The 21929-nt window shown below is 61.1% G+C and carries 24 protein-coding genes; 4 read left to right on the forward strand and 20 right to left on the reverse strand.

The window, feature by feature from the left end; all coding sequences use genetic code 11:
- Positions 1 to 231: 231 nt before the first annotated feature.
- From J3361_RS27705 to minC, 6 genes are all read right to left on the reverse strand, one after another.
- On the reverse strand, positions 232 to 1521 hold the full coding sequence (locus tag J3361_RS27705) for a M18 family aminopeptidase (protein ID WP_207967224.1): 1290 nt from the start codon (positions 1519 to 1521) through the stop codon (positions 232 to 234).
- Between the two features lie 92 nt (positions 1522 to 1613).
- Positions 1614 to 2717, reverse strand: a complete 1104-nt coding sequence (locus J3361_RS27710; RefSeq protein ID WP_207967225.1) for a hypothetical protein — start codon at positions 2715 to 2717, stop codon at positions 1614 to 1616.
- Positions 2718 to 2735: 18 nt separating this feature from the next.
- On the reverse strand, positions 2736 to 3371 hold the full coding sequence (locus tag J3361_RS27715) for an RluA family pseudouridine synthase (RefSeq protein WP_018612476.1): 636 nt from the start codon (positions 3369 to 3371) through the stop codon (positions 2736 to 2738).
- A 183-nt stretch (positions 3372 to 3554) separates the two neighbouring features.
- On the reverse strand, positions 3555 to 3809 hold the full coding sequence (gene minE, locus J3361_RS27720) for a cell division topological specificity factor MinE (protein WP_003179111.1): 255 nt from the start codon (positions 3807 to 3809) through the stop codon (positions 3555 to 3557).
- Complete coding sequence (minD, locus tag J3361_RS27725) at positions 3809 to 4621, reverse strand: septum site-determining protein MinD (RefSeq protein WP_003179114.1); 813 nt, start codon at positions 4619 to 4621, stop codon at positions 3809 to 3811. The genes minE and minD overlap by 1 nt, the downstream gene beginning before the upstream one ends.
- A 200-nt stretch (positions 4622 to 4821) precedes the next feature.
- Positions 4822 to 5559 carry a septum site-determining protein MinC gene (minC, locus tag J3361_RS27730; RefSeq protein ID WP_207967226.1) on the reverse strand — a complete coding sequence of 246 codons (738 nt, stop codon included), beginning with the start codon at positions 5557 to 5559 and terminating at the stop codon, positions 4822 to 4824.
- 118 nt (positions 5560 to 5677) lie between these two features.
- On the opposite strand from minC, the gene J3361_RS27735 reads away from it, so the two are divergent.
- A complete protein-coding gene (locus J3361_RS27735) occupies positions 5678 to 6610 on the forward strand; it encodes a lipid A biosynthesis lauroyl acyltransferase (RefSeq protein ID WP_207967227.1) in 933 nt (310 codons plus the stop codon).
- A gap of 37 nt (positions 6611 to 6647) precedes the next feature.
- On the forward strand, positions 6648 to 7802 hold the full coding sequence (locus J3361_RS27740; RefSeq protein ID WP_207967228.1) for a patatin-like phospholipase family protein: 1155 nt from the start codon (positions 6648 to 6650) through the stop codon (positions 7800 to 7802).
- A 212-nt stretch (positions 7803 to 8014) separates the two neighbouring features.
- Here the strand turns inward: J3361_RS27740 and J3361_RS27745 are convergent, their stop codons facing one another.
- The 6 genes from J3361_RS27745 to puuE form a co-directional block, all read right to left on the reverse strand.
- A complete protein-coding gene (locus J3361_RS27745) occupies positions 8015 to 8800 on the reverse strand; it encodes an outer membrane protein OmpK (protein WP_207967229.1) in 786 nt (261 codons plus the stop codon).
- A 494-nt stretch (positions 8801 to 9294) separates the two neighbouring features.
- Positions 9295 to 10596 carry a urate hydroxylase PuuD gene (locus tag J3361_RS27750; RefSeq protein WP_207967230.1) on the reverse strand — a complete coding sequence of 434 codons (1302 nt, stop codon included), beginning with the start codon at positions 10594 to 10596 and terminating at the stop codon, positions 9295 to 9297.
- A gap of 51 nt (positions 10597 to 10647) precedes the next feature.
- Positions 10648 to 11151: an ureidoglycolate lyase gene (locus J3361_RS27755; RefSeq protein WP_024618504.1), complete on the reverse strand. Its 504-nt coding sequence runs from the start codon at positions 11149 to 11151 to the stop codon at positions 10648 to 10650.
- Between the two features lie 153 nt (positions 11152 to 11304).
- A complete protein-coding gene (alc, locus tag J3361_RS27760) occupies positions 11305 to 12300 on the reverse strand; it encodes an allantoicase (protein ID WP_207967231.1) in 996 nt (331 codons plus the stop codon).
- A gap of 68 nt (positions 12301 to 12368) precedes the next feature.
- Positions 12369 to 12884 carry a 2-oxo-4-hydroxy-4-carboxy-5-ureidoimidazoline decarboxylase gene (gene uraD, locus J3361_RS27765; RefSeq protein ID WP_207967232.1) on the reverse strand — a complete coding sequence of 172 codons (516 nt, stop codon included), beginning with the start codon at positions 12882 to 12884 and terminating at the stop codon, positions 12369 to 12371.
- A complete protein-coding gene (gene puuE, locus J3361_RS27770) occupies positions 12881 to 13807 on the reverse strand; it encodes an allantoinase PuuE (protein ID WP_207967233.1) in 927 nt (308 codons plus the stop codon). The genes uraD and puuE overlap by 4 nt, the downstream gene beginning before the upstream one ends.
- Before the next feature lie 413 nt (positions 13808 to 14220).
- On the opposite strand from puuE, the gene uraH reads away from it, so the two are divergent.
- Complete coding sequence (gene uraH / locus J3361_RS27775; protein WP_207967234.1) at positions 14221 to 14574, forward strand: hydroxyisourate hydrolase; 354 nt, start codon at positions 14221 to 14223, stop codon at positions 14572 to 14574.
- 220 nt (positions 14575 to 14794) lie between these two features.
- On the opposite strand, the gene J3361_RS27780 is transcribed toward uraH, so the two are convergent.
- The 3 genes from J3361_RS27780 to J3361_RS27790 form a co-directional block, all read right to left on the reverse strand.
- Positions 14795 to 15421 (reverse strand): LysE family translocator, encoded by a 627-nt coding sequence (locus J3361_RS27780; protein ID WP_207967235.1) that lies wholly within the window; start codon positions 15419 to 15421, stop codon positions 14795 to 14797.
- 62 nt (positions 15422 to 15483) lie between these two features.
- Positions 15484 to 16833, reverse strand: a complete 1350-nt coding sequence (locus J3361_RS27785; protein WP_207967236.1) for an NCS2 family permease — start codon at positions 16831 to 16833, stop codon at positions 15484 to 15486.
- Between the two features lie 335 nt (positions 16834 to 17168).
- Positions 17169 to 17606, reverse strand: a complete 438-nt coding sequence (locus J3361_RS27790) for a MarR family transcriptional regulator (protein ID WP_207967237.1) — start codon at positions 17604 to 17606, stop codon at positions 17169 to 17171.
- Between the two features lie 80 nt (positions 17607 to 17686).
- Here J3361_RS27790 and J3361_RS27795 point away from each other — a divergent pair, with 80 nt between their 5' ends.
- A complete protein-coding gene (locus J3361_RS27795) occupies positions 17687 to 18853 on the forward strand; it encodes a PLP-dependent aminotransferase family protein (protein ID WP_207967238.1) in 1167 nt (388 codons plus the stop codon).
- A 145-nt stretch (positions 18854 to 18998) separates the two neighbouring features.
- Here the strand turns inward: J3361_RS27795 and J3361_RS27800 are convergent, their stop codons facing one another.
- From J3361_RS27800 to J3361_RS27820, 5 genes are all read right to left on the reverse strand, one after another.
- Entirely contained in the window at positions 18999 to 19370 is a 372-nt protein-coding gene (locus tag J3361_RS27800; RefSeq protein WP_207967247.1) for a glutathione S-transferase N-terminal domain-containing protein, read from the reverse strand.
- A gap of 104 nt (positions 19371 to 19474) precedes the next feature.
- On the reverse strand, positions 19475 to 20020 hold the full coding sequence (gene folE / locus J3361_RS27805; RefSeq protein ID WP_003204506.1) for a GTP cyclohydrolase I FolE: 546 nt from the start codon (positions 20018 to 20020) through the stop codon (positions 19475 to 19477).
- 77 nt (positions 20021 to 20097) lie between these two features.
- Positions 20098 to 20655, reverse strand: a complete 558-nt coding sequence (locus J3361_RS27810; protein ID WP_025214971.1) for a Smr/MutS family protein — start codon at positions 20653 to 20655, stop codon at positions 20098 to 20100.
- 73 nt (positions 20656 to 20728) lie between these two features.
- Positions 20729 to 21049, reverse strand: a complete 321-nt coding sequence (locus tag J3361_RS27815) for a hypothetical protein (RefSeq protein ID WP_207967239.1) — start codon at positions 21047 to 21049, stop codon at positions 20729 to 20731.
- Between the two features lie 130 nt (positions 21050 to 21179).
- Positions 21180 to 21770 carry a cysteine hydrolase family protein gene (locus tag J3361_RS27820; protein WP_207967240.1) on the reverse strand — a complete coding sequence of 197 codons (591 nt, stop codon included), beginning with the start codon at positions 21768 to 21770 and terminating at the stop codon, positions 21180 to 21182.
- Positions 21771 to 21929 lie beyond the last annotated feature (159 nt).

Consider the following 21929-nt stretch of genomic DNA (forward strand, 5'->3'; position numbering starts at 1 on the left):
CCATAGATTCTGGGCAACCACATTTTCCGTGGAAATTGAACCTATTCGCTATCGTGCAGCCTTGACCTGGAATTTGTTTTAGAAAATCAAGTGCTTGCGTTTTGTTTGATAGGAGCTTGCTCCCGCTCCAGTGCGCAGCGCTGGCCGATCTGCATTCAGTTGCAGATTTGGGGCGGCTGCGCCACCCAGCGGGAGCAAGCGCCCTCGCCACAGGGTTAGCTGCAACTGCAACTATGGCAATTCGCGACTGGCGTAGAACGCGCTCAGCACCTTCACCAAATGCGCCAGGTCATGGCTGCCGCACAGTTCGCGTATCGAATGCATGGCGAAGGTCGGCAGGCCGATGTCCACGGTGCGCACGCCCAGCTGGCTGGCGGTGATCGGGCCGATGGTCGAGCCGCAGCCCATGTCGCTGCGCACCACGAAGCTCTGCACCGGTACTTCTTCGGCCATGCACAGGTGACGGAAGAACCCGGCGGTTTCGCTGTTGGTGGCGTAGCGCTGGTTGCTGTTGACCTTGATCACCGGGCCGGCGTTGAGCTTGGGGCCGTGGTTGGCGTCGTGCTTGTCGGCATAGTTGGGGTGCACACCGTGGGCGTTGTCCGCCGAAACCAGCAGGGATTTCTGAATGGTGCGGACGAACTCTTCACCCTCGGGCAGCAGGCGACGCAGGGTCTGTTCCAGCATCGGCCCGTCGGCGCCACAGGCCGAGCATGAGCCGACCTCCTCATGATCGTTGCACACCAGCACGCAGGTTTCTTCAGTATCGGCGTTCAGCAAGGCTTGCAGGCCGGCGTAGCACGACAGCAGGTTGTCCAGGCGCGCGCCGGCAATGAAATCGCCGTGCAGGCCAATCACCGCAGCGCTTTGGGTGTCGTAGAAGCTCAACTCGTAATCGAGCACCACGTCGGCGTTCAGGCCGTGTTCCCGGGCCAGTTGATCGGTGAGCACCGCACGGAAATCGACGCGCTCGTCACCGGCGAACTGCGCGAGGATCGGCGGCAGTTCGGTCTGCGGGTTGATGGCCCAGCCCTGGTTGGCTTCGCGATTGAGGTGGATGGCCAGGTTCGGAATCGTGGCGATCGGCGCCTTGAAATCGATCAACTGGCTTTCGACCTTGCCATCGCGGCGGAAAGTCACGCGCCCGGCCAGGGACAGGTCACGGTCGAACCACGGCGCCAACAGCGCGCCGCCGTAGACTTCCACACCCAGTTGCCAGAACCCTTGGCGTTGCAGTTCCGGCTGCGGCTTGACTCGCAGGCAGGGGCTGTCGGTGTGGGCACCGACCAGGCGGATGCCGTCGTGCAGCGCTGAGTGGCGGCCGAGCTTGAAGGCAATGATCGAGGAGTCGTTGCGCGTGACGTAATAACGACCGTTGGCCTCGGTGGCCCAGGTCTCGCGTTCGTCAAGACGCTGGTAGCCGGCCGCCTCCAGGCGCTTGGCCAGGCTGGCGGTGGCATGGAACGGGGTGGGGGAGGCCTTGAGAAAGTCGATCAGGCCTTGGTTCAACTCTGCGCGCATAAGTCACTCCAGACAGCGATGGGCGGGAGTTTACCCCATCGACGACACCCGTTGCAGGCCCAATCCCCTGGCACGGGTATCCAATGCCTCGCTTATCCCGACGCGGCGAGTCGCTCGCGCAGGTACGCCATGATGATTGGCTTGTCGTGCACCCTGGACGGTTCCGGCAAGTGCTCTGGCCAGTGCTCGAATTGATCGAACAGCTGTGCCTGGCGCTGTGGGTCCAAGCGCAGAATCTCCCGCGATGCCGATCCCCACCAGTGATGCCTGCACATGTCGTAATACGGATGCTCCGGCGCCGCACTGCCATACAGCAGGTCACGGCCGATCTTGTGCAGGGCGCCGCTGTGATTGCGCAGTTTCCATTTGATCTTCAGGCGCTGCCATGCCGATGGGAAGGGCCGGGTGCGTGGAACGTCATGGCTGCGCTCTAACAACTGCGCACTGAACGCCTCTCCGTGCAGGGCAAAGAAGTGCGCTTGCATGGTGTGGAAAAAGCGTTTATCGGCGAAGTAGTGATAGACGTGCTTATTGGTTTCGTTAATCGTCTGGTTGCGCAAGGTGAACGAAATCGCGATCTGTTCAATGGTGTGGATGTCGAAGCCACCCTCGGTCCATTCGTCGATCAGCCCGATGGCCTGGGCCAGCAGCGACGCGTCCTGGTCAGTCACGCCGCACAGCCCGCTGTTATAGAGCTTGAAGCTGTTGTCCGGGGTGATGCCGTGGGCGTGCAGGCGGGTACCCAGCTTGAGGTAATCCTCGCGCTTGCAGACGTAGTCCCAGTTGTATTCGAACCGATCCATCAGGTACTGCCCTGGTTGGATTTGCTTGAACAGCAGGTCGGGGTCGGCGAGGAACAGCGTGTCGGTGTCGACGAACAGGGTCTTTTCCGCCAGCGTCAGCCCGGCCGCGATGGCGCAGGCCTTGCGTCGATGAATGTAGCCGTTGTTGCCTTGCCACTCGGCCAGCAGCTGCGGGCCCAGTGCGAGGGTCTCGACCGGCCAGCCCTGATAATCCTCGGGCCGGTCGGTCAGGATCCTGATAGTGGGCAGGGTCGACGGGTTGCCGTGGGCCAGGGCGGTCAGGATGCTGAACTTGGCCTCGTGGCGATAAGCGTCCTTGTCGCCGTAGATCAGGTACAGCAATTGATGGCGGACTTTTTTGACGGGTGTTTCCTGAAAATCAATAACCTGCATGCCAAGCCTTTATAGAATCTAGAACGGTGCCGGGCACTCGAAGCGCAAGCGTTCGCCGCTTTGCGGGTGAGTGAAGCTCAGCATGCTTGCGTGCAGGCACAGGCGCGGCCATGCGGCGAGGGCCTGCGGATGGGCGTAGAGCCCGTCGCCCAGCAATGGGTGACCGATGGAGAGCATGTGCACGCGCAATTGGTGCGAGCGCCCGGTAATGGGGGTCAGTTCGACCCGGCACCAGTCGCCGCAACGTTCCAGCACGCGCCAGAAGGTCAGGGCGTGTTTGCCCTGTTCATGGTCCACCACATGCCGGGGTTTGGTCGGCGGGTCGTAGCGCAAGGGCAAGTCGATGCTGCCGCTGTCCAGCTCCGGTTGGCCCCAGCACAGCGCCGTATAGGCTTTTTCGGTTTCGCGGTCATGAAATTGCCGGGACAGTTCGCGATGGGTGTCCGGGTCGCGGGCCAGCAGGATGATGCCAGAGGTTTCCCAGTCCAGTCGGTGCACGATTCGCGCTTCCGGATAGCCGTTTTCCTGCAGGCGGGTGATCAGGCAATCCTTGTTGTCATCGGCCCGGCCGGGCACGGAGAGCAACAGGGTCGGCTTGTCGACCACCAGGACAGCGGCGTCCTGATGAATGATGCGGATGTTGGACAGGGGCATTAAAAACAGTCTCGTTACAAACGCCAACGGCGGCTCGGGCCCGGCCCTTGTGGGAGCGGGCTTGCTCGCGAAAGCGGTGTCTCAGACACATTGATATTGAATGCGTCACCGTCTTCGCGAGCAAGCCCGCTCCCACAAAAAAGGCTGTGGGGACCCGAGCCGCCGTGGCTCCAGCCGGAGCTATCAGCGATCCGGCAGGGTGATGTTGAGTTCCAGGATCGAGCAGCTGCCCTGGCTTTCCAGCGCCACATGCACGTCATCGCTACCAATGTTGACGTATTTGCGGATCACTTCCACCAGTTCCTTCTGCAAGGCCGGCAGGTAGTCAGGGGTGCTGCGTTGGCCGCGTTCGTGCGCCACGATGATCTGTAGACGCTCTTTCGCGACCGAGGCGGTACTGGGCTTTTTGTTGGCACGAAAGAAGTCAAAAAGGTTCATTACCTACCTCCAAACAGGCGCTCGAAGAAACCTTTCTTCGTTACATCGAGGAAACGATGCTCCACGGTTTTGCCCAGCAGGCGATCGACGGCATCGCTGTATGCCTGGCCGGCATCGCTCTGGTCGTCGAGAATCACCGGCACGCCGGAGTTGGAAGCCTTGAGTACCGCTTGGGATTCCGGAATGACACCCAGCAGGGTGACGGCGAGGATTTCCTTGACGTCTTCGACGCCCAGCATTTCGCCATCGCTGACCCGTTGTGGGTTGTAGCGGGTCAGCAGCAAGTGTTCCTTGATCGGCTCTTCGCCTTTCTCGGCGCGCCGGGATTTGCTTGCCAGCAGGCCCAGCATGCGATCGGAGTCACGGACCGACGACACTTCCGGGTTGGTCACGACAATCGCTTCGTCGGCGAAGTACATGGCCAGGTGGGCACCTTTCTCGATACCGGCCGGGGAGTCGCAGACCACGAACTCAAAATCTTCCTTGAGCTGCATCAGCACTTTTTCCACGCCTTCCTGGGTCAGCGCGTCTTTGTCGCGGGTCTGGCTGGCGGCCAGCACGTAGAGGTTCTCAAGGCGCTTGTCCTTGATCAGGGCCTGCTGCAGGTTCGCTTCGCCGTTGACCACGTTGACGAAGTCGTAGACCACGCGACGCTCGCAACCCATGATCAGGTCCAGGTTACGCAAGCCGACGTCGAAGTCGACGATGACTGTCTTGTGGCCGCGCAGAGCGAGGCCGGTACCGATAGCGGCGCTGGTGGTGGTCTTACCCACACCACCCTTGCCGGATGTAACCACGAGAATCTTGGCCAAGGTGTTTCACCCCTAAGGAAAAAGGACTTTGTCAGCCCCTGAAAAACATCTCTGGAAAACCGCTGCAATTGGACAGGCTTGGCTGGAATCGGCTGTCGGGCGGGGTCTACCTCCGGTAAACACTGCCTGATCCTTTTTCCTACGTCGTTTAAGCCGTTTTCGCTCGTTCTAGAGATGCTTGGAAAATGCGGCAGTATCCGTTAAAGCCGAATGATGTTCAACACGTCGCCCGACAGGCTGATCTGAACGCCGGCCCCCCACAACGGGTCGCGGCGCAAATCCTCGGAAACCCTGTACTGCCCGGCGATGGAAACCAGCTCAGCGCTCAATTGCTGACAGAAGATCCTGGCCTTGGTATCACCCTTGACGCCGGCCAGTGCTCGACCGCGCATCGGGCCGTATACATGGATGTTGCCATCGGCGAGAAGTTCCGCCCCCGGGCTGACCGAGGAGACGATGACCAGATCGCCACCCTGGGCATAAATCTGTTGCCCGCCGCGCACGGGCGAGGTGATCACGCGCGTCGGCTTGACGGTGGGCTCCGGTGGTTTTTCCGGAATTTTCTTCGCTTCGACCGGATTCAGTTCCAGCACGCGTTCCCGGGCACCGGACGGCGGCAGCACCGGAATGTCCACGGCGATGGCGGCGGCGATGTCTTCGATGCGGCTGGCGCGGATCGCCAGGGTGCGCAGGCCGTGCTGGCGGCAGACGCGCATCAGGCCCGGCAGATCCACAGAGCCTTCGCCGGCCGGCAGCTTGTCCAAGGCCAGCACCAGAGGGGCATTGCTGAAGAAGTTCGGGGCCTGGGCGACTTTCGCCGCCAGTTGCCGGTCAAGGCTCTCCAGGTCGTTGCGGGCCAGTTCCAGCACCGTAATGGCGAGCATGCTGCCCTTCAGCTGGAACACGGGATCTTGGTCTAGCGGTTCGGTTTGGCTCATGGTCGGCGTACAACGGCTTGTCACTAAAAGTGCCGAGACTTATAACGAGATCGTCCGCCAGCCGCAACCCGGGTCGAACAATGTAGAATGCGCGGCCCATGTCTTAATGGAAGCTGTAATGGATCGCCCGCGTTTTCGAGCTGCTTTTTTTCATCCGCGTTTCTGGCTGCTGTGGTGCGGCCTGGGGTTGTTGTGGCTGATCGTTCAATTGCCTTATCCGTTATTGCTGCGGGTCGGTCGCGCATTGGGCGCGCTGATGTACCGGGTGGCCGGCGACCGACGGCGCATCGCCCGGCGCAACCTGGAACTGTGTTTCCCGCAAAAGTCCGCTGCCGAGCGCAAGCGTCTGCTCAAGGAAAACTTCGCCTCCACCGGCATCGCCTTTTTCGAGATGGCCATGAGTTGGTGGTGGTCGCGTTCGCGTTTGGCGAAACTGGCCCATGTCGAAGGGCTGGAGCACCTCAAGCAGGCCCAGCGCGAGGGCAAGGGCGTGATCCTGATGGCGTTGCATTTCACCACGCTGGAAATCGGCGCGGCCTTGCTTGGCCAGCAGCACACCATCGATGGCATGTACCGCGAGCACAAGAACCCGCTGTTCGACTACATCCAGCGCCGGGGCCGCGAGCGGCACAACCTCGATTCCCTGGCGGTGGAGCGTGACGACGTGCGTGGCATGCTCAAGCTGCTGCGGGCCGGGCGGGCGATCTGGTATGCGCCGGACCAGGACTACGGCGCCAAGCAAAGCGTGTTCGTGCCGCTGTTCGGCGTCCAGGCCGCGACGGTCACCGCCACCAGCAAGTTCGCCCGCCTGGGCAAGGCGCTGGTGGTGCCTTTCACCCAGGAGCGGCTGGCCGATGGCAGCGGTTATCGCCTGGTGATCCAGGCGCCGCTGACGGATTTTCCGGGGGAGACCGAGGAAGCCGATTGCATCCGCATCAACCAGTGGGTAGAGCGGTCGGTGAGCGATTGTCCCGAGCAGTACCTTTGGGCCCACCGGCGCTTCAAGAGCCGTCCGCCGGGCGAGCCCAAGCTGTACGACAAACGCGGCTGAGTTTTCTTTGATATCCCCTTGAGCACGGAGCATTGCGATGAGCCCAGCTGAACCGGTTACAGGTTTGATTCTTTCCGGCGGCGGGGCTCGAGCGGCGTATCAGGTAGGCGTACTGGCGGCCATCGCCGAATTGCTGCCGGACGGGGCGGATAACCCGTTCCCGGTAATCGTCGGCACCTCGGCCGGGGCGATCAACGCGGTCAGCCTGGCGAGCGGGGCGATGGACTTCAAGACCGCCATCGAGCGGCTGACGGCATTCTGGCAAGCGGTGCGCAGCCATCAGGTGATGCGCAGCGACTGGCGAGGCGTGATCGCCCAGGCGACGCGATTCATCACCCACAGCCTGCTGGGCCTGGGAGCCAAGTTGCCGGTGGCGCTGATCGACAGTTCGCCGCTGCGCGCGCTGCTCCAGGCCCAATTCCATGCCTCGGGCATCGAGCAGGCCATCGCCGAGCAGCAACTGCGAGCGGTGGCGGTGACGGCGTTCGGTTATGAATCCGGCCAGGCTGTCACTTTCTACCAGGGGCGCGGGACCATCGATGCCTGGCTGCGTCACCGCCGTATTGGCGTGCCGGCGCAACTGTCGGTGGAGCACCTGCTGGCCAGCTCGGCGATCCCCCTGTTGTTCGCGCCGGTCAGGATCGGCCCGCAATATTTCGGCGACGGCGCGGTGCGGCAATCGGCGCCCATCAGCCCAGCCCTGCACTTGGGGGCCAATCGTGTGCTGGTGATCGGCGTCAGCGGAAATCCTCGTGGCGCCGGCGGGCAAGATCCGCGCGAGCGCAGCTACACCGGCCTGCAACCGACCCTGGCGCAGATCGGCGGCCATATGCTCAACAGCACGTTCATCGACAGCCTGGAAAGCGACATCGAGTTGCTTGAGCGCCTGAACGGCTTCAGCCATCTACTCCCCGATGACGTCCCGGCCCACGCCCTCGGTGCGGCACCGGTGGACGTGCTGGTGATCTCACCTAGCCAACCGATCGACGAAATCGCCGCCCGCCATCGCCAGGAGTTGCCCCGTGCGTTGCGGGTCTTCTTGCGCGGGCCGGGCGCGACCAAGACCAGCGGCGCAGGGGTGCTGAGTTATTTGTTGTTCGAGGCGGGGTATTGCAGCGAGCTGATCGAGCTGGGGCGCCAGGATGCGTTGGCGCAGCGTGAGGCGTTGAGACGGTTTCTGGGGTTGGCGTAAGCAGGTTCACCGCTATCGCGAGCAGGCTCGCTCCCACAGGGGATTTGCGGTGGACGCTGAAACTGAATCCAATACACAAACCAGTGTGGGAGCGGGCTTGCTCGCGAAGGCGACTGAACATTCAACATTGATGTTGGCTGATAGTCCGCATTCGCGAGCAAGCCCGCTCCCACAAAAGCTGTGCGGTGACTTCTGGATCCCAATGAATCAGATCAGAAATGGTACTTCAGCAAAAAGCTGGTCGTGCTCTGGTTGGTCTTGAACCCGTCGCTGTCTTCGATCGCGTACTTGTTCTTCCAGTAGTCGTATTCCACCCCGACGTATAGCTGCTTGGCGCCGAGCTTCAAGGCCTTGCCCAAGTCATATTTGACCTGCGGGACGATGTGCAGGTTGGCGTGGTAGGTGCCCTTGGAATTGGTGTCGTTGTCCACCACCCAGTCGATGAACCCGTCGAACAGGATATCGGATGAACCCACCGGGAGGGTGTAGGCCCAGACCGGAGTGATCTGCCAGACGTTGTCGCCGGCGCGTGGGCCTTCGGTCTGGCGGTTGTAGACGTTCAGTTGGAAATAGTCGAAGCCGGGAATCGCCAGGTCGAAGCCTGGGCCGATCAGGTACGACTCGTTGTCGCCTTCCCCGAACTCATAGGTCATGGCCAGCAGCACATCCTTGATCGGGCCCAGTTCCAGCTTCTGATCGAAGATCTTGCCGAACGACAGGCGCGGGCTGAACTCGCCGTAGTAGGTGTTCGGGCCGGACTGGCTGTCGTCCTGGCCGTTGTAGAAAATCCGATCGAGGAAAAAGAAGTTGTCCCCGTATTTCCAGGCATCGGCGTGTTCGAAGGTCACGGTCTGCTGGATACGCGGGTTGATCTGGAAATCCTTGCCATACAGGTAGCTCAGGCTGTTGTTCTGCCACTGGAACAGATCGTCGGCCATCGCCTGGCCTGCGGCCAGCAAGGATCCTGCGAGTATCAGGCTGGTGCACGTACGTTTCATTCGGTTTGCTCCCAAAGGTAAGTGGTGCCGCTTTTTTTTCAGGTCAGCGCTCTGGTGTGGCGCCTTTTTCCATGGATTAAAAAAACATCCGTTCGGTCAGCTTTTTGAGCGTGGCGAATGCTGATAGCAAGCGCTGAGCCAAGTTCGGGAAAAACCGGAAATGGCTTGCCCTGCCGTTATGAAACAGTCGGAAAGTTGTGTTCAGGGGCGCGTTCAGGTCCGCCAGCGCCGCAATAAGCTGGCAGTCCGGTCAGGATCGGAAGGGATTTTGTTGTCGGCCCGTTTCGAACGGCCGCGCAGGATACGGGCTCGTCTTGAAGGGCTCAAGTGCCCTGCAACGGCGCAGATGCGGCGAATTTGGGGCGTGGTCGCGGGGCTGGATCATCGGGTGCTTTCCTCTTGTTTTTATTGTTGAGGCGCAGGCAGTCGCTGACGGGCGACCGGTCATTGCCGGTCGGCCTGTCAGCGGTAGGACATTTATTGAGAGCTATGACTCAGTTGGTGTGCGCGCCCTGATTGATCCAGGCGCCGATCAGGTCGCGTTCCTGCTGGGTCATCTGGGTGATGTTGCCCAACGGCATGATCTGGCTGGTCACGGCCTGGGCCTGGATGCGCGCGGCCTGTTGCTGGATCTGCTGCGGCGTATCGAACATCACCCCGCCCGGCGCGGCGCTGAACAACGGGCTGGTGGGCTTGGCCGAGTGGCAGACCGAGCAGCGTTCCTGGATCACGCTGTGGACCTTCTCGAACGAAGGGCCCTGGGGGCTGGCGGCCTGGGCTGGTTTTTCCGCTGGCGCTGCCGGGGCAGTTGTGGGCTTGGCGCCACCGCCCACGGCGGTTTCCGGCAACGGTTGGTACTCGATCACGCCAGGTGCCTTGGCCACTTCCGGTGCGGTGGGCATGGGCTTGGGGCCGGTGACATAAGCCAGGCAGATCATCGCCAACGCGCCGACCGGCAGCGTCCAGGCAAACCGGTTGCTGTCATGGCGCGTGTTGAAGTAATGCCGCACCAACACCGCCGCCACGGCGATACCGGCCAGGATCAGCCAGTTGTATTGGCTGCCGTAGGTGCTCGGGAAGTGGTTGCTGATCATGATGAACAGCACCGGCAGGGTGAAGTAGTTGTTGTGGCGCGAACGCAGCAAGCCCTTGGCCGGCAGCGCCGGGTCGGGGGTACGGTTCTCGGCGATGGCCGCGACCAGGGCGCGTTGTGCCGGCATGATGATGCGGAACACGTTGCCCACCATGATCGTGCCGATGACCGCCCCGACATGCAGGTAGGCCCCGCGACCGCTGAACACCTTGCTGAAGCCGTAGGCCGCCGCAATCAACAGCACGAACAGGATCAGGCCGAGCAGGGCGGGGCGCTTGCCCAGGGCCGAGTCGCAGAGAAAGGAATAGACGAACCAGCCGACCAGCAACGAACCGATGCCCAGGGCCACGCCTTCAGCACCGCTCAGGCTGCTGCCGGGGGCCAGCAGGTAGACGGTCGGGTTCCAATAGAACACCACGCACAGCAGGGCGATGCCCGACATCCAGGTGAAGTAGGCTTCCCATTTGAACCAGTGCAGGTTGTCCGGCATGGACGGTGGCGCGAGTTTGTATTTTTCCAGGTGGTAGATGCCGCCACCGTGGATGGCCCACAGGTCGCCGGCCAGGCCGCTCTTGGGGTTGACGCGATTGAGGTTGTTTTCCAGCCAGACGAAGTAGAACGACGCGCCGATCCAGGCCACGCCAGTGATCATGTGAACCCAGCGAATGCTCAGGTTCAGCCATTCCAGCATATGTGCTTCCACAGTCTTTACCTCTCGCCCGTCACGCTTGTTTTCGCGTGATCGGACCTTCTCTTATTGGTGGGGGGCGAGGATCAAATACTCATCCTCTTTGAAAAAATGCTCATCGCAGTTATTGCCTGTGCCACTGCGATCAACCACCAGGAAGTCATCCCGCTTTTCGATCGTCAGCACCGGGTGGTGCCAGACGCCGCGATGGTAATTAATGCCCTGCCTGCCGTTGGTGACGAAGGCGCGGACCAAGCCTGATACAGGTGCATCGCCAAGTGGCGCGACCACGATCAGAAAGGGGTTGCCGAGCAGCGGAATGAAGGCCTGGCTGCCCAGCGGATGGCGCTCCAGCATGCGTACGGTCAGCGGCATGTCCAGCGCGTCGGCGCGGAAGATGCTGATGATCGCCTTGTCGTCCGGCGTGGCGGTTTCCACCGTCGCCAGGCGATGGAAGCGCATGGTCGAACCGTTGTTGATCATGAAGTGATCGCTGCCGTCGGTTTCGATCACGTCACCGAACGGGGCGAAGGCTTCTTTGGTCAACGGTTCGATCTTGAGAGTGCGCATGCTGGTCTTCTTATCCAAAAATTCTGTGTAGTGGTTCAGCTTTTGTGGCGAGGGAGCTTGCTCCCGCTGGGTTGCGAAGCGACCCCGCTTTTCACAAAATGGGACTGCTGCGCAGTCCAGCGGGAGCAAGCTCCCTCGCCACAGGTGCGTCGTTTATTTCGATACCTTGCCCAGCACCCGCAGGCGACTCACGCCACCGTCCGGGAACACGTTCAGGCGGATATGGGTGATCGGTCCCAGCGCCTTGATCTGCTCGGCGAAGGTGTGTTCGGCGTGCATTTCCAGCTTCTGGCTCGGCAGCAGTTCACGCCAGAACAACGACTGGGTTTCGATCTGGCTGTCGGTGCCGCCCTTGACGAACGCGCCCTGGATCGAGCAGCTGTCGGGGTAGTTGCCCTTGAAGTGCAGGGTGTCGACGATGATTTTCTCGACTTCACCGGCATGGCCCAGGGCGACGATGACCCAGTCATTGCCCGGGGTACGACGACGGGCGGTTTCCCAGCCGTCGCCCATGTTCACGCCACGGCCCGGGTTGAGGATGTTGCTCATGCGTCCGAAGTGCTCGTCGGAGCAGGCAAGGGCGCGGCCACCGTTGAGGGCGGCAGCCAGGTCGATCTGTTCGTTGTCGCCCACGGCCGACCAGTCGCGGTACGGAATGCCGTAGACCCGCAGGCGAGCCACGCCGCCGTCTGGATAGATGTTGAAGCGCAGGTGGCTGAAGGCCTGGTCGTTGCTGATTTCGTGGTAGTGGTGGCTGTTGCCCTGCAATTCGACGGCCGACAGCACTTCAGTCCACTGGGTGTTTTCGTCCGGTTCGCCTTCGGCCAGGAAGCAGGCTTCCAGGGAGGCCGACGGTGGGTAGTTGCCGGTGAAGAATGAGGTGTCGATGTCCACGCCCTTGATCGAGCCTGCCACGCCCAGGCGGATCACCGCGCTGTCGTAGCCTTCGAAGCGCTTGCGCCGCGATTCCCAGCCGTCCATCCACTTGCCATTGTCATCGAACACGCCCTCCTTCCACACGGCCGGGGTTGGCTGGAACAGGCGGTTGGCGTCGGCGAACCAGTCATCGGTGACCGAAATGATCTTGGTGCCCAGGCGGGCGTCGGCCAGGTTGACGAACTTCTCGAAAGGTACGGCGTAAGCTTTCATTCTTCTTGTCTGCCTTTAAATAGGTTGGCTGGGGATGCTTGCAGGGCCTCGGGTCGCAGGGCTGCTCGCTAAAGGGTCAGTAATCGGAACAACGCGATTTTGTTGATCTCTGCCAGCGCGCATTGGAATTCGGCGTCTGCCGAGTGATGGATGCGCGTTTCGAATGCCGCGAGGATCTGATGCCGGTTGCTGCCTTTTACCGCCATGATGAAGGGAAACTTGAACTTGGCCTTGTAGGCGTCGTTCAGCTCGGTGAAGCGTTGAAACTCTTCGGCCGTGCATTGGTGAATACCGGCGCCGGCCTGTTCGTTCGTGCTGGCTTCGGTCAGTTGGCCCTGGACGGCGGCTTTGCCGGCCAGGTCCGGGTGAGCGTTGATCAGCGCCAGTTGGCTGGCGTGATCGGCACTCAACAGGATGTCGCTCATGCGCTGGTGCAGGGTCTCGATCTCGTCGATCGAGGGATCCTGGCCCAGGTCAAAGGCCTTTTCCGCGACCCATGGCGAATGTTCGTAAATGTCGGCGAAGGCTTTGACGAACGCTTCGCGACTCAAGGTGGAAGGCTTGAGGGTCTGGAAAGCGGTCATTTGGACGCTCCCTGATACGGATGGGTTTGCTGCCAGTGACGAGCGATGTCGACACGACGGCTGAACCAGACGTGTTCATGACCTTTGACGTATTCGAGAAACCGCTTGAGGGAGGCCAGGCGCGCAGGGCGGCCGACCAGCCGGCAATGCAGGCCGATGGAAAGCATCTTCGGCGCCTCGGCCCCTTCGGCGTACAACACGTCGAAGGCGTCCTTGAGGTATTGGAAGAAATCGTCGCCCTTGTTGAAACCCTGCACCTGGGTGAAGCGCATGTCGTTGGTGTCGAGGGTGTAGGGGATCACCAGGTGCGGCTTGTCGGTGGGGTTGTTCGGCTCCCAGTAGGGCAGGTCGTCGTCGTAGGTGTCGCTGTCGTAGAGGAAACCGCCTTCTTCCATCACCAGGCGCCGGGTGTTAGGGCCGGTGCGGCCGGTGTACCAGCCCAGTGGGCGTTCGCCCGCGATTTCGGTGAGGATGCGGATCGCTTCGAGCATGTGCTCGCGTTCCTGGGCCTCATCCATGTACTGGTAGTCGATCCAGCGATAGCCGTGGCTGCAGATCTCGTGGCCGGCGGCGACCATGGCGCGAATCACGTCTGGATGGCGCTGGGCGGCCATGGCCACGGCGAAAATGGTCAGCGGGATATCGAATTCCTTGAACAGCTTGAGGACACGCCAGACGCCGGCACGGCTGCCATACTCGTACAGCGATTCCATGCTCATGTTGCGCTCGCCCTGCAGCGGTTGCGCCGCGACCATCTCCGAAAGGAACGCTTCGGATTCCTTGTCGCCGTGGAGGACGTTGCGCTCGCCGCCTTCTTCGTAATTGAGCACGAAGGACAGGGCGATACGAGCATTGCCCGGCCAATGGGGATGGGGAGGGTTACTGCCGTAACCGATCAGGTCGCGTGGGTAGTCAGCGCTCACTGCAGTTTTCCTTCTTGTTCGAACCATGTAGGTGGCGCCCCGGTGATGAGTTTCAGGCTGGCGTCACGACGATGGAGTGATTGTATACAACTTTGTGCGCGATTTGTAAGCCTGAATTTTTGCCTTTTTCACTGTGTCCCTGTCAGCGTCTACACTGCAAGAAATCTGCCCGCTTGGTCAATCAATCGTCGGCAGGATCTTGTATTCATTGGTTTGGCTTGAGTCTGGGGCTGGCGTATCGTTCCACGGCCCACGGGCGAAATATTCGATTTTTATTGTGTACAATTTTCTTTTAAAGTGTCTTAATTCGCTCATCGCCGTGGCGTTTCGTGCTCCGAAACGGTGCGGCCTGTCTTTCAACTGAATCAGGAGGCGTCGGGCCGGGCTGCACTGCAGCGAGGCGCGCACAAGCAATGGGACGTTTGACTACTCACGTTTTGGATGCCGCACACGGCTGCCCGGGCAGCTCGATCAAGGTCGAGTTGTACCGTGTGGAAGGTTCGCAACTGCAGCTGGTCGCCAGCGCGCTGACCAACAGCGACGGTCGCTGCGATGCGCCCCTGTTGCAAGGGGATGACTACCGCTCGGGCGTTTATCAATTGCAATTCCACGCCGGTGATTACTACCGCGCCCGTGGCGTGCAAATGCCCGATCCAGCGTTCCTGGATGTGGTGGTGCTGCGCTTCGGCATTTCGGCCGAGCAGGATCATTACCACGTGCCCTTGTTGATTTCGCCCTACGCCTATTCAACGTATCGAGGCAGTTGATCCCCCAAGCAACTGCCTTGTCCTGGAAGCGACTGCGCATAAGCTTCTTTGGTTTTCAGCCCGCTCACACTGCGGGCTTTTTTTCGTCCATGAAAAATAGGGTGCCTGGAAGGACTTATCGCGAGCAGGCTCGCTCCCACAGTTATTCTCGGTGAACACAAAATGTGTTTTCGACGAAGGTCCTTGTGGGAGCGAGCCTGCTCGCGATGCTTTTGCTTTCTCAGCGGCTCAACAAGGAGGCCGCCCCCGCGCCACCAAACAACCCGGCACTGACCCGGTTGAACCAGCCCTGGCCTTTACCCGTACGCAGATACCGTGCCGCGCCGTGGGCACCGAGGCCATAAGCCAGCTTGCACAGCAGGTCGAGTACGGTCCAAGTGGCGATCATGATCAGCAGTTGCGGCAGGAATGGCTGTTCGGCGCTCAAGAATTGCGGCAGGAAAGCGGCAAAGAACAGAATGTCTTTCGGGTTGCTTGCTCCCAACACGAACGCCCGGCCGAAGAGGGCGCGAAAGCGCGGGACGGCGGCGGCCTGGGGCACGTCGGCGCCTTGGGACGGTTGGCGCGATTGCTGCCAGCTCTGCCAGGCCAGGTAAAACAGGTACAGGGCGCCGACAATCTTCAGGGCGCTGAACAACTGCTCCGAGGCCATCAATAATGCGCCGAGCCCCAGCGCCGAAGCGCTCAGCAGGCAAATCGACGCCATCACGCCACCCAGGAAGGCTGGATACGAGCGGCGCAGGCCGTAGTTCAGGCTATTGCCGATCATCAACAGCGACAACGGGCCGGGGATGAGGATCACCACCAAGGCGGCGCCGCTGAACAACAGCCAGGTTTCCAGATTCATTGCTTTGCTCCTGATGTACAAAAGCCTCACCCAAGGGGTGAGGCGGGTGGATACGATCGCGCTTACAAGAAGATGAACTTGGCGATGAAGATCGCGCAGAGCACCCACAGGCTGACGGAAATTTCTTTGTGTTTACCGGTACCGGCCTTGAGCACCACATAGGTGATGAAACCCAATGCGATGCCGTCGGCGACCGAAAACGTCAGGGGCATCATGATGGCCGTGACAATGGCCGGGATACTGTCGGTTGCTTCGTCCCATTCGATGTGGGCCATGCCGCCCATCATCAGCATGGCGACGTAGATCAAAGCCCCGGCCGTGGCGTAGGCCGGAATCATCCCGGCCAGCGGTGCGAAGAACATGGCGGCAATAAATAGCACACCGACGGTCACGGCGGTAAGCCCCGTGCGGCCACCGGCGGCCACACCGGCGGCGCTTTCCACGTAGCTGGTCACTGGCGGTACACCGACCATGGCGCCGAACACGCTGGAGGCGCTGTCGGCTTTCAAGGCGCGGGACAGGTTCTCGATCTTGCCATCGGCCTTCACCAGGCCGGCGCGCTGGGCAACGCCCATCAGGGTGCCGGCGGTGTCGAACATGTGCACGAACAGGAAGGCCAGCACCACGCTGATCATGCTGACGTTGAACACACCGGCCACGTCCATCGCCATCCAGGTCGGGGCCAGGCTCGGCGGTGTCGACATGACGCCGTTGTACTGCACCAACCCCAGGCCCCAACCGGCCAGGGTCACGGCGATGATGCTGATCAGGATCGCACCGAACACACGGTGATAACTGAGCACGGCGATCATCAGGAAGCACACCGCGGCCAGCAACGGACCGGGTTCGCGCAACGAGCCGAGCTTGATCAAGGTTGCAGGGCTGTCCACGACGATCCCGGCGGTTTTCAGACCGATCAGCCCGAGGAATAACCCGACCCCCGCGCCCATGGCGAAGCGCAGGCTCACCGGAATGCTGTTGAGCAGCCACTCGCGCACCCGTGACAAGGTCAGGACCATGAACAGCACCCCGGAGATGAACACCGCGCCCAACGCGGTTTCCCAGTTGTAGCCCATGGTGCCGACCACGGTGTAGGTGAAGAAGGCGTTCAGGCCCATGCCTGGTGCCAGGCCCACCGGCCAGTTGGCGTACAGGCCCATCAACAGGCAGCCCAGGGCGGCGGCGATGCAGGTGGCGACGAAGGCGGCACCGTGATCGATGCCAGCATCGGCCATGATGTTGGGGTTGACGAAAATGATGTAGGCCATGGTGATGAAAGTTGTCAGGCCGGCAATCAGCTCGGTCTTCACCGTGGTGCCATGCAAGCTGAGTTTGAAGAGGCGTTCCAGCCAGCCACTGCGTAGTGGCGGCGAGAGGTCCAGCGTCCGGGCTTCGGGTTTGCGGCTTTCCACAGCGAGTACTCCTCAAGAGTCTTATTGTTATTTCCAGCACCACAAACGCCCTGGGGGTGGCTGCGATGCGCTGAGGCAGGTAAGGCTGGCGAGGGGTATGTTGACCTTTTGGTCAGGAACTCGCACGAAGCGAATTATGCTTTTGTATACAAATAATGCAAATAATGTTTTCTGTGTTGTCGACGAAATGTTTGGCGATAGGGATATATCGCCTATGCGGACGCTATCGCGAGCAGGCTCGCTCCCACAGGGTTCATGGGTGTACACAAATCTTGCATTCATCACAGCCCACTGTGGGAGCGAGCCTGCTCGCGATGGCGTCGGATCAGAAGCCTTCAGTCACCAGATTTCCCCAGTGCCAGATTCACCGCCAGCCACCCATCCACCGCCGCTTCCCCGGCCTCGGCAAACACCCGCTCCAGCAATTTCACCTGTTCACGCCGCAACGCCTGCTCAAAGCGCTCACCTTCGGCGGTCAGCTCCAGCAGCCGCTTGCGCTTGTCGGTCTCGGACGCGACGCTGTTCACCAAGTGCATTTCCATCAACTGCCGCAACGGCATGTTCAACGCCTGCTTGCTCACCCCAAGCAAGGCCAGCAATTCCTTCACGCTCAATGATGGATAGCGGGCGATGAAAAAGACGATGCGCTGGTGCACCCGGCTCAAGCCACGACGCTCGAGCATTTCATCGGCCTTGGCGGTGAACGCCTGGTAACCGAAGAAAAACGCTTCCATGGCCATTTGTTGGGAGGCAGGGTTTTTAAGGTCAAGCATATTGACGTATCCACAGAGGTCGGCGTAATTTCGGTCAACCAGTTTGACTCATTATTCCAGCGACCGGCTACAGGTGACCCATGGCTTTTTCCGAACGTGTCTCGCGCCTCAAAAGTTCTTTGATTCGAGAAATCCTCGCGGCGGCGCAGCGTCCTGAGGTGATGTCGTTCGCCGGCGGCCTGCCGGCCGAAGCCATGTTGCCGAAGGTGGAATGGGCGGCCATGCCTTTGTCCATGGGCCAGTACGGCATGAGCGAAGGCGAACCGGCCCTGCGCGAAGCCCTGGCAGCCCAGGCGCGGGCGCTGGGCGTGGCCTGTGAGGCGAGCCAGGTGCTGGTGGTCAGCGGCTCCCAGCAAACCCTCGATTTGGCGGCCAAGCTGCACATCGACGTGGGCACTGAAGTGATGCTCGAAGCGCCGACCTATCTGGCGGCGTTGCAGATTTTCCAGCTGTTCGGCGCCGACTGCATCACCGTTCCCCTGGAGGCCGACGGCCCGGACCTGCAGCAGTTGCGGGCCCGGCTGGAGCAGCATCGCCCAGCGTTTATCTACCTGATCCCGACCTTCCAGAACCCTTCGGCGGTGCGCTACAGCGAGGCCAAGCGCGATGCGGTGGCGGCGTTGCTGGACGAGTTTGGCGTCACCCTGATCGAGGACGAGCCCTACCGCGAGCTGACCTTCGATGGCGGCAGTGCCACGCCGATTGTCAGTCGCTTGAAGAAGGCCAGTTGGATCTACACCGGCACCGTGTCGAAGACCCTGTTGCCGGGCCTAAGGGTGGGCTATCTGATCGCCAGTCCGGATTTGTTTCCGCATCTGCTGCGGCTCAAGCAATCGGCGGACCTGCACACCAATCGCGTCGGCCAGTGGCAGGCGCTGCAATGGATCGGCACCGAGCAGTACCGCAGCCATTTGAGTGAGTTGAGGGATTTCTACCGGGACCGTCGCGATCGGTTCCAGGCGGCGTTGCAGAAGCATTTCTCTGATCTAGCGGACTGGAACGTGCCCCAGGGCGGGTTGTTTTTCTGGCTGACCCTCAGGCAACCCCTGGACACCCGCACCTTGCTCGCCGCCGCCCTGGCGGCCGACGTTGCGTTCATGCCGGGGGAGCCATTCTTTCCTGAACCGGACCAGCATCCGGGGCACTTGCGCTTGAACTTCAGCCACATCGACCCGGCGCGGCTGGATGAAGGGCTCAAGCGGCTGGCGGGGGTGGTGCGGGAGGCGTTGGCTGCGAAAGCAGCCTGATTTATGTGGTGACTGGGCTGGCCCCATCGCGAGCAAGCTCGGCTCCCACAGAGGACAGTGGTGAATACAAATCCAGCGTTCACCAAGTCCCCCTGTGGGAGCCGAGCTTGCTCGCGATGAGGCCAGTCGCCACACCATAAAACTATCAGGCTGCAGAGAACCGCTTATCCAGATAATCAATGATCACCTTGGACTCATACATCCAGGTGGTCTCGCCATTCTTTTCAATGCGCAGGCACGGCACTTTAATCCTGCCCCCTTGCTCCAGCAGCGTCTGGCGATCCTGCTCGTTGTTTTTCGCATCGCGCAGGGCCACCGGCACGTTGAGGCGACGCAGGGTGCGGCGAGTCTTTACGCAGAACGGGCAGGCGTGGAATTGATACAGCGTCAGGCTTCGAGCGGCCTGGTCGACCTGGGCCTGGGCCTCGGCCGGGCGCTGTTTCTTGCTTGGGCGGGTGATGAAGTCGATGAAAATGATGAGCTGGCCCAAACCAACTCGAAGCGCTTTGACGATCACGGTATTCAGCCTCGCGGCAGGGAAGAAGAGGGCGCGCAGCTTACCTGATTTTTCACGGGCGAAAAAAAACCGGCGATCAATGCCGGTTTTCTTCTTGCGACGCGTTACTTGATGAGGCTGAGGAATTCGCTGCGAGTGGCGGCGTTTTCCCGGAACTCGCCGAGCATCACCGAAGTGATCATCGAGGAGTTCTGCTTTTCCACACCGCGCATCATCATGCACATGTGCTTGGCCTCGATCACCACCGCCACGCCCAGGGCACCGGTCACTTGCTGGACCGCATCGGCGATCTGGCGGCTGAGGTTTTCCTGGATCTGCAGGCGACGGGCATACATGTCGACGATACGCGCGACTTTCGACAACCCCAGCACTTTGCCGCTCGGGATGTAGGCCACGTGGGCCTTGCCGATGAAAGGCAACAAGTGATGCTCGCACAACGAGTACAACTCGATGTCCTTGACCAGCACCATCTCGCTGTTATCGGAGCTGAACAAGGCACCGTTGGTGACTTCTTCCAGGGTCTGTTCATAACCGCGGCAGAGGTACTGCATGGCCTTGGCAGCACGCTTGGGCGTGTCGAGCAGGCCCTCGCGGGAAACGTCCTCGCCCAGTTGGCCGAGAATCGCGGTGTAATTCTGTTCCAGAGACATGAAACTACCTGTGGGATTTTACGCAAAGGGCAAGGGTACGGTGGCGGACACGGCGCTGCAAGCTCGGCAAGCGAGGGCTATTCGTCGCGGCCTTCCATCATGGTGCGCTTGAGCATCACGTAGACCGCCCCGGCGCCGCCGTGTTTTGCCTGGCAGGAGGTGAAGCCCAGCACTTGCGGGTGCTGGCGCAGCCAGGTGTTGACGTGGCTCTTGATCATCGGCCGCTTGCCGTCCAGGCGCACGGCTTTGCCATGGGTGACGCGCACGCAGCGGATTTCGAATTTAGTGGCCTCGGCCAGGAACGCCCAAAGGGTTTCCCGGGCCTTTTCGACGGTCATGCCGTGCAGGTCGAGGCTGCCTTCGAAGGGAATCTGGCCGACCTTCAGCTTGCGCATCTGGCTTTCCTGGACACCGTCGCGGGCCCACATCAACTCGTCTTCAGGCCCGACGTCGATCACGAACTGATCGGACAAGCCGTCCACGGTGGTGGCGTCGGTGCGCACGGTGGCGGCCTGGCGCAGCTTGGCGATTTGCGCGCGATCGGCCTTGGGCTTGCCGGTCTCGGCACGGTCGTGTTTGATCGGTTTTACGCCCTGGATCGCACTTTTGAACAGGGAAAAGTCGTCGTCTTGCATGTCAGCCTCCGCGAAGCCGGCCAGTTTACCCAACTCTGGCGGGATCCGGCGCGACAAAACGTCGGGTGGCGAGTCAGTCGTGCTTTTTCATCAGGTGCGGAGCCATGGCCAGCTCCAGGGATTGGCGGGCGCGACGGCGGCAGCGGCGCCAGAGCCAGACGCCCAACAGCAATACAAAAAGACCGACTACCAGGATGATCGCCGAACCCAGCGGAGTGGCATTCAACTCGCCCAATGCAGGCGGACGGCCCAGCAGGCTGGCGGTACCGGCCATGGCCAGCAGCACGCCGAGTGTTGCCAGCAGCGCAGCGATCGCCGCGCCGAAACGAAAGCGCCAGTTGCTCGGGCCTTTGGGCCGCAAGCGACGTGCGTCAAAACCATCGGATAACTTCATTCCGACCTTCCTCAATGGGTATCGGCCCTTCGACCGGAAGATGTTCGGGTTGTTCCTGAAGGTAGGGCAATTGCGGCAAATGAGAGGCTTTTGCGGATGAGCGGCGGGAGTAGCCGCTCATCAAGGCGCATCAGATGAAGTCGCGGGTCAGGGCCAGAGTCGCGAAGTTGTCGGCCATGATCGCCATTTCGGTTTGCTGCACGTGCTCGGCGCTGAGGACGCCGCCCTTGTACGGCAAGTCGCGCGTGGCGCAGGCGTCCTCCACCAGGGTGCAGCGAAAACCCAGGTTCTTGGCGGCGCGCACGGTGGTGCTGACGCTGGAATGGCTCATGAACCCACACACGATCAGGTCCAGGGGGCCGAAGTCTTCCAGGCGCTTTTTCAGTTCGGTGCCGTGGAAGGCGCTGGGCAGCAACTTTTCGACCACGGTTTCGTCGGTCTGGGGTTCGAGGCCGGCAATGAACTCCCCGCGTTCACCTTGTGGATCGAACAGCCCGCCATGGGTGCCCAGGTGGCGCACATGCACGATCGGGCGACCGGCTGCGCGGGCCGCGCCGAGCAATTGCTTGATGTTCGCGACGGCTGCATCCATGCCGCTCAGGGCCAGGGGCCCGGCGAGGTATTCTTTCTGGGCATCGATGATGATCAAGGTCGCTTGACTCAGGTTGGCCGCTGCATAACCACGGCCGCTGAGTTGAAACATCGTTTTTGGAACGGACATTCTGGGGCTCCTTCGAGTGGGGCTTTTGCGACATTCTCCTCTGGCTGAGCGGTTCTGTGAATCGCTTCCATCGCAAGGGCCGCCGTTGCTGGCCTACAGCCTTGTCAAGATGCTCGTCTCGTTCAATAGGCGATGCAAAAAACGGATGATTCCTACGGT

It is taken from the genome of Pseudomonas sp. OA65, assembly GCF_017498305.1.
Lineage (GTDB): Bacteria > Pseudomonadota > Gammaproteobacteria > Pseudomonadales > Pseudomonadaceae > Aquipseudomonas > Aquipseudomonas zanjanensis.